The organism is Gemmatimonadales bacterium, assembly GCA_030697825.1.
Lineage (GTDB): Bacteria > Gemmatimonadota > Gemmatimonadetes > Gemmatimonadales > JACORV01 > JACORV01.
This window is the reverse complement of sequence record JAUYOW010000116.1, coordinates 1-8,775: the sequence shown is the minus strand read 5'-3', so window position 1 is coordinate 8,775 and position 8,775 is coordinate 1. Positions and strand designations below refer to the sequence as shown.

The following is an 8,775-nucleotide window of genomic DNA, read 5'->3' as shown; positions in this document are numbered from 1 at the left end:
TGGTCGGCTGGATAATGTTCCTCGCGCCGGTCGGCATCCTGTGCCTGTCGGCGGCGGTGGCAGCGCGGTTCGGGCTGGACGTGCTGCGCAGCCTCGCGGCGTTCATCGTCACCATCGTGGTCGCGACCACGCTGTTCGCGTGGTTCGGCTACGGCGCGGCGGCCCGGCTCTTCGTGAGGGTGAAGCTCGGCTGGTTCGCCCGGGCGATCTCGCCGGGAACGGCGGTGGCGTTCACCACCTGCTCCTCGATGGCCGCCCTGCCGACGATGATGCAGTCGGCAGTCGGAACGCTTCGGATCTCGCCGGCGGTGGCGAGTTTCGTGGTGCCGCTCGCGGCGACGCTCAACCGCCCGGGGAGCGCCATCTACCAGGCGGCGGCGGTCGTGTTCGTGTCGTCGCTCTACGGAATCCACCTGTCCGCAACACTTCTCGCCGTCGCCGTCTTCTCGTCGTTCCTCATGACCTTCTCGGTGGCGGCCGTCCCGTCGGCGACGGTCTTCACGACGGCGCCAGTGCTGCTGGCCGTGGGGCTGCCGGTGGAGAGCATCGCTCTGCTGCTGGGCGTGGATCGCATCCCCGACATGTTCCGGACCGGCCTCAATGCCGTGGGGCACCAGACCTGCGCGGCGGTGATTGCGAGGGGAGAAGGGGAAGTGATAGGTGATGGGTGATACGTGATGGGCGATTGGAGATAAGTGATGAGGTGATGAGGTGAGAAAGAGAGAGGCAAGGTGAGAGATGACCGCACACACGCACTACCTCTGGTTCGAGACCAAGAAAAGACAAGAGATCATCGACATCACCGACCAGGTCGAGGAGCAGGTCGAGAAGAGCGGCGTGAAAGAAGGCTTCGTCCTCGTCTCGGCGATGCACATCAGCGCGTCGGTGTTCGTGAACGACCACGAGTCGGGGCTGTGGCACGACATCCTGCACTGGCTGGAGAACACCGTGGCGCCGTGGGACCCGAAGCGGTACAAACACAATGACACGGGCGAGGACAACGCGGCCGCGCACCTCAGGAGCCTCACGGTCGGACACGAGGTCATCGTGCCGATCACCAAGGGGAAGCTCGACTTCGGGCCGTGGCAGAGGGTGTTTTACGGTGAGTGGGACGGCCAGCGGCGGAAGAGGGTCATCATCAAGGTGATGGGGGATAGGTGAGCCCGCTCACTCCACGACCGGCGCCGGCTCCGGCTTCCGCGCACCGATACGGACGACTACGATGCAGGTCCCCACGTACACCAGCAGGTAAGACGCTCACGCTCATTGCCGCGACGAGCCACCAGCGCGGGGCGCCAGGAGTTGACATCATGTGTTCACAAGGGGTAGCTGTTACCTCATATGAGCACAGAACGTCAAGCTGCGGCCTTCGGCACCAACCGATTCCTTGCCACGCACGCGGTGTTCAGGCTCGAGGATCTGCGGGCGGCGATGGGCGAGCCGTCAGCGGCGTCGCTCGCTCGTCGTGGGCGAGGCGCGGGTCGAGTTCTGCGCGCATCCTACGCCGCTGGCTCGGCGGTCGAAGGTCTCGCTCGGTGTTCGGGAGGTCCGTTCGACTGGCTCTTGGGCCTCGTCGGCGTGACGAGGCTCCAGCGCAGGAAGATCGGGGCGGGAACCTAGGAACCACTCGGTCCACGGCGGGCCTCTTACCGCGCGCGGAGTTCCAGCGGCGGAAGGTGCCTCCGACATGGCAAACTAAGGCTCTGGGGGCGAGGGGGCCGACCGCCTGTCCGGCACGCCGGCCACCAGCCACGCGGCGATCGCCATGAACACCACCAGCGTGCCGATGGCCACGCGGTAGGAGAGCTGGGGACTCCTTGCGCCGAGCAGGACCTCGACGATGAGTGCCCAGCCCAGCGGCCCCACGACGGCCGCCGTCCGCGCCGAGAGCACCAGGAGCCCGAAATAGCGTCCCGCCTCTGCGTCGGGTACGAGCGAAAGAAGGAGCGGCCGCTCCGCGGTCCAGATCCCGCCGAAGACGAACCCGACCATCGCGCCCACGAGCCAGAACTGTGCCTGCCCTTGCACCGCGATCACCGCGACGAGGAGCGCCGTCCAGCCGACCAGCACGCCGAGCAGCGTGCGCTTGGGGCCGTGCCGGTCGCACAGCCAGCCGATGACAGCCGCGCCGATGATCGAGGGGATCGTGAGCACGACGAAGAGCGTCACCTCGGATCCCTCGCGGAAGCCCATCACTACGACGGTGTAGACCGCCATGAATCCGATCACGGTGCCGATGGCGTCGTGGTAGAAGAGCGAGGCGAGCAAAAGGCGCAACAGCCCCGGATGACGCCGCGTGTCCACTAGCGCGCGCGCCACCTGGCGGAACGGACGTGCCCGCGTGGTGGGCGGCCAAGCCGCGCGCGGCACGGGAACGTGATCCCGGCAGACCACGAAGAGCGGCAAGGAGAAGAGCAGGAATGCGAGCGCGGTGGGGACGAACGTCGCGGCGCGGCCGGGCTCCTCCGTGAACGGTACCAGCCGCAGCACCTGCAGCGCGCCCTCTGGGAGTGGGCCGAGCACGGGGAAGGCGCCGTTGAAGAACGGCGCGATGAAGAACATCCCGGCGATCGAGCCCACATAGCCCAGCGCGGTGCCGAAGCCGGAGAGGCGCCCGTGCTCCGCCGCGGGGACGAGCTCCGGCAGCATCGCGTTGTAGAAGGGCAGCGCGCCCTGGTAGGCGTAGTTGGCCACGACGAAGATGGCCAGCGCGGGCAGCAGCACGCCGCTCGCGGGCCCAGCGCCCTCCCCCACGACCCCAAGGAGCGCGGTGGAGGCGACGCAGAGGAGCGTGAACCACACGACCCAGAGCTTGCGGCGCCGCCGCTCGTCGGAGAGCACGCCCAAGAATGGTATGCTGAGCGCCACGAGCAGGGACGAGACGCTCGACGCCACGGCGTAGCCGCCGGTTCCCGCCCCGAGGTCGGTCACGACCCAGACGGAGAAGTACAGGGTCACGATGTTCATCGAGAAGATGGTATTGGCGAAGTCGTAGAGCGCCCAGCTCCACCGCTCGAGCCGCGAGGCGCTCCGGGTCACCTCGAAGTCGCCATCGGGGCGGAGCACGATTGCGGGTCCTGCGTGGCGGTCCGGCATCGAGGGACGAAGATAGCGCGCGTTCCGCGGGGCCGCCCGCTAGGGCGCGCCACCTGGCCTGGCCGGTGTAGTGATTGAACCACCCCAGCGGGTCCGCGGCAGGCGGGCGCCGGATCGGCGGGGCCGAGGCCAAAGCCTCGAGGCCGCCGGCGAGAGTCACGCCGGCGAGGTAGAGCGCGACTACGAGAGCGCGCGCTAGGAGCGCGCCGCGCCGGGGTGGCTACGGCGCGCGCCGACCGCGCGCCGCCAGAGCCAGGTGTAGACGGCCGCGTTGACCGTGAGCGCGAAGAGGCCGAGCACGACCTGCGTGCCGCGCGTGAGCCCCGACGGGTAGAGGAGCGGCAGCAGGTAGTGCTCGATGAAGCCACCCGGGTAACCCACCGCTTCGCCGCGGTCGCGGAGCGACTTCTCGAGCGGCGTGAGGGGGCAGGTCCACCCTGCGAACTCGATGAGCACGCCCCAGAGCGCAGCGGGGACGTGGACCCACGCGACGCGCGGCCGGCGCAGGACCAGGAGCGCGCCGAGAACGACGAAGACGACGAACGCCAGGTGGACGACGACGAGGAGGTGGGCGAGGAGGAGGTAGCGCATGGGCGACGAGCGGTTCATGCCACTATGCACGGACCTCGATGCGGCGTCAAATTCCGCGCATGCATGCCGTCCGTTCGCACTGTCGCGCGCGGTGAACCCGCTCCTCGATCTCTCACGCCGGCCGGTCATCGCTCATCGGGGCGCCTCGGCCGACGCCCCGGAGAACACCAGGGAGGCGTTCGCGCTCGCGCTCGCGCAGGGCGCCGAGGCGATCGAGCTGGACGTGCACGGCACGGCCGACGACGTGCCGGTGGTGATCCACGACGCCACGCTGGAACGGACCACCGACCACGCTGGTCTGGTCGCGGCGCACACCGCCGCGGAGCTCAGATCGGCGGACGCAGGGGCGCACTTCACGCCCGACGGCGGGCGCACGTTCCCGTGGCGCGGCCGCGGGGTGCAGGTGCCGCTCCTCGCGGAAGTGCTGGAGGAGCTCGCCGAGGTCCCGCTGATCATCGAGATTAAGGACCCGCGCGCGCAGGGCGCGGTGCGGCGGTCGCTCGTGGACCAGCGGGCGACCGGTCGCTGCATGGTGGCCGCGGAGGATCCCGCGGCGCTCGAGGCGTTCAGCGGGCCGCCCTTCGGGCGCGGCGCTTCCCGCCCGGAGATCGCGCGACTGTGGCTCCGCTCGCTAGCCGGGCTGAAACTGGACCCGGTCGGCTACCGCATACTCGCCGTGCCAGTCCGCTATCACGGGCTCCCGGTGCCGACGCGCCGGTTCGTGGCGGCGGCCCGCCAGCTGGGGTGTCCCGTGCACGTTTGGACGGTGAACGACGCCGCCACGGCCGTCCGGCTGTGGCGTCGCGGCGCCTCAGGGATCATCACGGACAGGCCGGCGGCGATCCTGGCCGCGCGAGCACGCGTGGCCCGAGGCTGAGGCACGGAGGTCCACGCCGGGGCCACCGGCGCCGCGCCCGCCCCCTCGGCCACGACCCGGTTCCGCTCGACGAGCAGCCGGATCGCCTCCGCGATCTGGCGCAACGAGACGACAAGCGAGCCGGCCAGCGAGGGGACGCTTGATCGCCTGGAGCTCGTAGTGCCGGTCCTCGCTCCTTGATCTCGGGCTCACATGCCTCGCGCCCAGTACCGGTACGCCGCGATCCATTCGGCGCCTGCGGGCGGCGGGCTCGGCAGCGGCAGGTCCAGGATCGCGATCGGCTGCCGCTGCTTCCCGCGGCGGCAGATGGCGACGAGCTCGTCCGTGAGATCGATCCGCTCCACCGTGACGGTCACGCCCAGCACCTCGGTCTCGAACGGGAGTGCGAGATGCTCCTCGATCATCGTGAAGAGCCCCGTGCGCTGTTCGGCTTCGCCGTAGGCATCCACGAGAGCCTCCTCGACGAGCTCCTCCAGTCGCCGCTTGGACGGCGGCCACCGGTGGCCTCGCCTCCCCAGGCTCGACGGCTCGTTCCTGGGCTTGCGCAGCGTCGGGTCTTCCCCGGAGTGTCCGGGCGTCACGGGCAGTTCACGTGCCTTCGCGTCGTCGCGCACCGGCGTCCACGACGACGCCGGCGCACCCGTAGTCTCTCGCCATGCGGAGGGTGCGCGCCGCCGCGATCTCGGCCATCGGGATCTCCCCAATCGGCTGCATTCGCGTCACAGGGCGGATCCCCGCGGGTTGGACGCCATCCACTCGATCAGCTCGCGCACGGCGGCAATGGCCCGGGAGGGATCTTGAGCGTTGTTGAGGTGCGCGGCGAGCAGGTCTTCCATGTAGGAGTCGTCCAGGAAAGCCCGCGCCCGATCGGCGAGGTAGGTTCGAATCGCGAGCGGCGCCTCGCCGATTTCCGTTCGGATGATCGGGCGCGAGGCGAGCAGTGCCAGGATGTCTTCGAGATCGTGGCTCGCGAGCGGATCGGCGCGGCCCCGGTCATCATGCGCGGCCCATTTGAGAGCAAGAAAAGCGGGGGCCGATGCGTGCCGGATGATCAGGCCGGGCTCGAGCTCGACTTCGACCGCGGTGGCGCTCGCCATGCTGTCCCACCCGCTGCCGCTCGCACCGAGCTGGTGGCCAGCGGGCACCAAGTCGAAGGCGATGTTGTCGGGCGAGTACCAGCGATGTGCGTTCCGAGTATCGCCCACGGCGCGGCGAAAGCCCTGGGCTCGTAACTCCTCCGAGAGTCGGTGGCTGTCCGAGTACGTCGGCGAGATCGCGACCGCGTCCACATCGGAAGTCGGCCGCGCGCGCGGAAAGGGAGGGTCGGTCTGGAGCGCCGGGGCGATGGCGCCACCGATGAAGACAACGTGATCCCGCAGCGGGCCCAGCGCCGCCGCAACCGCGGCGAGTTGCGCCAGCGCGGGATGCCGGCGGCTGGTGACGCTCACGTCGCGCGCGGCTCCGGACCCAGCCGTGCTTCCAGGGCATCCATGGCAAGCCGGCGCTCCCGCACCCTGCCGACCCGTATCGCGTCCGCGAGCGCGACCAGCTCGTACAGGCTGGGACACCGCTCGGGCAGCCCGCTGGCGCTGTTGAGCAGGGGAGTCAGGGATCGTCCCCGAGCAGACCCGTTCATCTCTGGCCACACGAGCACATCCTCGGATAGGATGTGATCTGCCAGGGGCGGGGCTGAATGGGCTGTCGCGACGCCGCGCGCCGGTGCACCGGGCCTGGCCGGAAACGCGTAGCGAAGACCGTGCTGGAGGAACTCCCGCAGTGCCAACCAGTTCACGGATCGGCTCTCGGGGCGCAGCAGGCCGGCCAGCTGAAGCCGCCGGACCGAGGCGTGAACGATACTCGCGCTGACGCCGAGGTCGGCGCTCAGCGCGGCGTATTTCTCCTCAGGGTGGCCAGCGAGCTGCAAGGCCACAGGGACGTCAATCGGCTTGAGTGCAACAGCACGGTCAGCAATCATTTACGTCTCCGCTTAGCGTATGTTCTGTATTCTAGAATACCGAATATCGCCTCGGTAGTCAAGTTACGGGCCGGTAGACGCGGCCGCGCCGACCGCCATGGGGCGAGCTCTTCTCGGCGAGCTCGCGGAACATGCGTACATCGAGATACAGGTTGGTGAGGACCGGGACCCACAGACCGGCTACGTCAATCAGCTTACGATCTTTGTGTCCCTCTCAGCCTGGGAGAACTCCGGCCTCCATCACGGCACGATCGTGATGGTCGATCTTCATGACCATTCCATCCCGGGTGGAGTGCACGTATGGGTCCCACGTCACCCCAGGTGGCGCTCTTCAAGGACGGCCAGCGCAGTACCGGGCGAGCCGGCGCGCGAAGGCGCGGTCGTCGTCCGGCACCCACACGGCATCGTGGACATGGAACCCCGAGTGCGGCCACTGGAGCACGGCGTACCGGTGCCCACCCTCGACCGGCACTTCCTCTCGGTGCCGCAGATCCTCGTCGAGTTCGTAGGGGAGCCCTAACCAGGAGCCAGCGGGGCCCGGAGCTTGACTGGAGCGGCCAGTGCTGTACTATTCAGCAATGAAGCAATCTCGAATCGCGCCGGCAACCGCCACCCAGCCCACCGGTGCCCAGGAGAGCGCGGGGCCCGGCCCAGCGATGTTGTGGGCGCTGATCCACGCGGCGCGCGAGGTCGAGGACCAGCTCGACGCGGCGCTCGGCGTGCACGGTCTCTCGCCCGCGAAGTACGGGGTGCTGCAGCAGCTGGCGGCGGCCGGGCCGCTGACGCTGACGGACCTTGCCGGCCGGTTGAGCTGCGTGCGCTCGAACGTCACGCAGCTGGTGGATCGCCTGGAAGCGGATGGGCTGGTGCGCCGCGAGGACGATCCCGCCGATCGCCGGACGGTGCGGGCGGTGCTCACCGCCCTCGGGGTCCAGCGGGAGGCCGCTGGGGCCGTGGTGGTGGCGGAGATCCAGCGCGACGTGGCAGCCAAGGTGCCGGTCACCGCACGCGCGGCATTCCTGCGGGCGCTGTCCGCGCTAAAGTAGCGCGGGCCTTTTTTCGGCTCTGATGCTTCAGTAGTGAAAGGTCGAGTATGAACACCGCATTGCTGATCGCGCGGCTCTTCTTCGGTCTGGGCCTGGCCGCGCACGGTGCCCAGAAGCTCTTCGGCTGGTTCGGGGGTCACGGCCTCGCCGGCACCGGCCAGTTCTTCGAGATGCTCGGCCTCCGCCCGGGTCGCCTCTTCGCGCTGGCGGCGGGGTTCGGCGAGACCGGGGGTGGCCTGCTGTTGGCGCTCGGTCTTCTCGGGCCGGTCGGACCGGCGGCGATGCTGCTGGTGATGCTCGTCGCGGCGCTCACGGTCCACGTCCGCAACGGCTTCTTCGTGACCGGCAACGGGATCGAGATGCCGATGCTCTACGGGATGGGGGTGCTGGTGCTGGCCTTCACGGGGCCCGGCGACTTCTCGCTCGACGGGGTGTTGGGCCTGCTCTGGCTGACGGATGACGCCATCGCCCGGGTCGCCATCGGTGCCGCGATCGCGGGGGCGCTGCTGATCGTCGCCGTGCGGCGCGCGCCGGAACGGACGGGCGCGGCGGCGTCCTGATGCTGACGCTGATGCGGATGCGAGGCCAGGGCCCGGACGCGAGGCCCGAAGCCGCTATCGCCTGAGGCTCAGGGCCGGCGGCGGGCGGGCGGGCGCGCCGGCGGGCGGGCGGGTGGCCGTACCGGCGCGAGACGGACCGTGACGCGTAGGGCACGAGCACCGCGTCCACGTCCGGCAGGTCCTCGCAGGATCTCGAGGCCGATGGTCCCGTTCCCGGCGATCACCGCGGGGTCCGATACCGGGTGGACGAAGAGACCCTGCCCGTTCGACCGCCGGCGCGTAGAACGCGCGCACCGCCGCGACCCTCCTACTCCAGGTAGACGATCATCCCCGCGACGAAATCCCCGCCACGAACCACCAGCGCCATCCGTTGCCTCTGCGTGCCGACCGAATGTCCCAACGGTTTGGGCAGCAGGATGTTGGGTTGCCGCATCTACTTAGCGCCATTAATCAATAAGCTATTTCAGGCACTAAGAAGATACATAATGGCGATATTGGCCAGCGGGCTTGGCGAAACCGAACGCGGAGCATTGAGTGCCCTAGCGGCCCTGGAGCAGCCGACCGTTACGGCGGACGACCTCATCCGTGTCCGTGGCGTGGAGCGCGGGGCGGCGAACCTGCTGCTCTCCC

14 protein-coding genes are annotated in these 8,775 nt (G+C 69.3%); 7 read left to right on the top strand and 7 right to left on the bottom strand.

Features of this window, described 5'->3' with window-relative positions; genetic code table 11:
* The 3 genes from Q8Q85_06075 to Q8Q85_06065 all read left to right on the top strand — a co-directional run.
* The coding region (locus Q8Q85_06075) for a cation:dicarboxylase symporter family transporter (protein ID MDP3773819.1) at positions 1 to 671 on the top strand (671 nt) is incomplete at its 5' end.
* Between the two features lie 67 nt (positions 672 to 738).
* Positions 739 to 1,161 (top strand): secondary thiamine-phosphate synthase enzyme YjbQ, encoded by a 423-nt coding sequence (locus tag Q8Q85_06070; protein MDP3773818.1) that lies wholly within the window; start codon positions 739 to 741, stop codon positions 1,159 to 1,161.
* Between the two features lie 180 nt (positions 1,162 to 1,341).
* Positions 1,342 to 1,620: a hypothetical protein gene (locus Q8Q85_06065; GenBank protein ID MDP3773817.1), complete on the top strand. Its 279-nt coding sequence runs from the start codon at positions 1,342 to 1,344 to the stop codon at positions 1,618 to 1,620.
* Positions 1,621 to 1,695: 75 nt separating this feature from the next.
* Here Q8Q85_06065 and Q8Q85_06060 read toward each other — a convergent pair whose 3' ends face one another.
* Entirely contained in the window at positions 1,696 to 3,066 is a 1,371-nt protein-coding gene (locus Q8Q85_06060) for an MFS transporter (GenBank protein MDP3773816.1), read from the bottom strand.
* A 225-nt stretch (positions 3,067 to 3,291) separates the two neighbouring features.
* Entirely contained in the window at positions 3,292 to 3,705 is a 414-nt protein-coding gene (locus Q8Q85_06055) for a DUF2784 domain-containing protein (GenBank protein ID MDP3773815.1), read from the bottom strand.
* Between Q8Q85_06055 and Q8Q85_06050 the strand changes: the two genes are divergently transcribed.
* Complete coding sequence (locus tag Q8Q85_06050; protein ID MDP3773814.1) at positions 3,686 to 4,564, top strand: glycerophosphodiester phosphodiesterase; 879 nt, start codon at positions 3,686 to 3,688, stop codon at positions 4,562 to 4,564. The genes Q8Q85_06055 and Q8Q85_06050 overlap by 20 nt on opposite strands.
* A 188-nt stretch (positions 4,565 to 4,752) precedes the next feature.
* Here the strand turns inward: Q8Q85_06050 and Q8Q85_06045 are convergent, their stop codons facing one another.
* Genes Q8Q85_06045 through Q8Q85_06030 form a run of 4 tightly spaced genes read right to left on the bottom strand, consistent with a single transcriptional unit; the run spans position 4,753 to position 6,539 of the window.
* The gene (locus Q8Q85_06045; protein ID MDP3773813.1) at positions 4,753 to 5,145 is read right to left on the bottom strand and encodes a calcium-binding protein; all 393 of its coding nucleotides are present in this window, start codon (positions 5,143 to 5,145) and stop codon (positions 4,753 to 4,755) included.
* Between the two features lie 7 nt (positions 5,146 to 5,152).
* Complete coding sequence (locus Q8Q85_06040) at positions 5,153 to 5,287, bottom strand: hypothetical protein (GenBank protein MDP3773812.1); 135 nt, start codon at positions 5,285 to 5,287, stop codon at positions 5,153 to 5,155.
* Entirely contained in the window at positions 5,284 to 6,012 is a 729-nt protein-coding gene (locus Q8Q85_06035; GenBank protein MDP3773811.1) for a hypothetical protein, read from the bottom strand. The genes Q8Q85_06040 and Q8Q85_06035 overlap by 4 nt, the downstream gene beginning before the upstream one ends.
* Positions 6,009 to 6,539 (bottom strand): hypothetical protein, encoded by a 531-nt coding sequence (locus Q8Q85_06030; GenBank protein MDP3773810.1) that lies wholly within the window; start codon positions 6,537 to 6,539, stop codon positions 6,009 to 6,011. Before Q8Q85_06030 ends, Q8Q85_06035 begins: the two co-directional genes overlap by 4 nt.
* 97 nt (positions 6,540 to 6,636) lie before the next feature.
* On the opposite strand from Q8Q85_06030, the gene Q8Q85_06025 reads away from it, so the two are divergent.
* From Q8Q85_06025 to Q8Q85_06015, 3 genes are read left to right on the top strand one after another with little or no spacing between them, the layout of a single operon-like run.
* On the top strand, positions 6,637 to 7,059 hold the full coding sequence (locus tag Q8Q85_06025; protein MDP3773809.1) for a hypothetical protein: 423 nt from the start codon (positions 6,637 to 6,639) through the stop codon (positions 7,057 to 7,059).
* Between the two features lie 58 nt (positions 7,060 to 7,117).
* Positions 7,118 to 7,585 (top strand): MarR family transcriptional regulator, encoded by a 468-nt coding sequence (locus tag Q8Q85_06020; protein MDP3773808.1) that lies wholly within the window; start codon positions 7,118 to 7,120, stop codon positions 7,583 to 7,585.
* Positions 7,586 to 7,632: 47 nt separating this feature from the next.
* Positions 7,633 to 8,145: a DoxX family protein gene (locus tag Q8Q85_06015; GenBank protein ID MDP3773807.1), complete on the top strand. Its 513-nt coding sequence runs from the start codon at positions 7,633 to 7,635 to the stop codon at positions 8,143 to 8,145.
* Positions 8,146 to 8,452: 307 nt separating this feature from the next.
* Here Q8Q85_06015 and Q8Q85_06010 read toward each other — a convergent pair whose 3' ends face one another.
* Positions 8,453 to 8,578 carry a hypothetical protein gene (locus Q8Q85_06010; protein ID MDP3773806.1) on the bottom strand — a complete coding sequence of 42 codons (126 nt, stop codon included), beginning with the start codon at positions 8,576 to 8,578 and terminating at the stop codon, positions 8,453 to 8,455.
* Positions 8,579 to 8,775: the final 197 nt, after the last annotated feature.

Excerpts from the sequence above, each read along its gene's own strand:
- Q8Q85_06065 (MDP3773817.1), top strand. The coding sequence starts at position 1,342 with ATGAGCACAGAACGTCAAGCTGCGGCCTTCGGCACCAACCGATTCCTT.
- Q8Q85_06010 (MDP3773806.1), bottom strand. The coding sequence starts at position 8,578 with ATGCGGCAACCCAACATCCTGCTGCCCAAACCGTTGGGACATTCGGTC.
- Q8Q85_06050 (MDP3773814.1), top strand. The coding sequence starts at position 3,686 with ATGGGCGACGAGCGGTTCATGCCACTATGCACGGACCTCGATGCGGCG.
- Q8Q85_06030 (MDP3773810.1), bottom strand. The coding sequence starts at position 6,539 with ATGATTGCTGACCGTGCTGTTGCACTCAAGCCGATTGACGTCCCTGTG.
- Q8Q85_06055 (MDP3773815.1), bottom strand. The coding sequence starts at position 3,705 with ATGAACCGCTCGTCGCCCATGCGCTACCTCCTCCTCGCCCACCTCCTC.
- Q8Q85_06015 (MDP3773807.1), top strand. The coding sequence starts at position 7,633 with ATGAACACCGCATTGCTGATCGCGCGGCTCTTCTTCGGTCTGGGCCTG.
- Q8Q85_06025 (MDP3773809.1), top strand. The coding sequence starts at position 6,637 with ATGGGGCGAGCTCTTCTCGGCGAGCTCGCGGAACATGCGTACATCGAG.
- Q8Q85_06020 (MDP3773808.1), top strand. The coding sequence starts at position 7,118 with ATGAAGCAATCTCGAATCGCGCCGGCAACCGCCACCCAGCCCACCGGT.
- Q8Q85_06070 (MDP3773818.1), top strand. The coding sequence starts at position 739 with ATGACCGCACACACGCACTACCTCTGGTTCGAGACCAAGAAAAGACAA.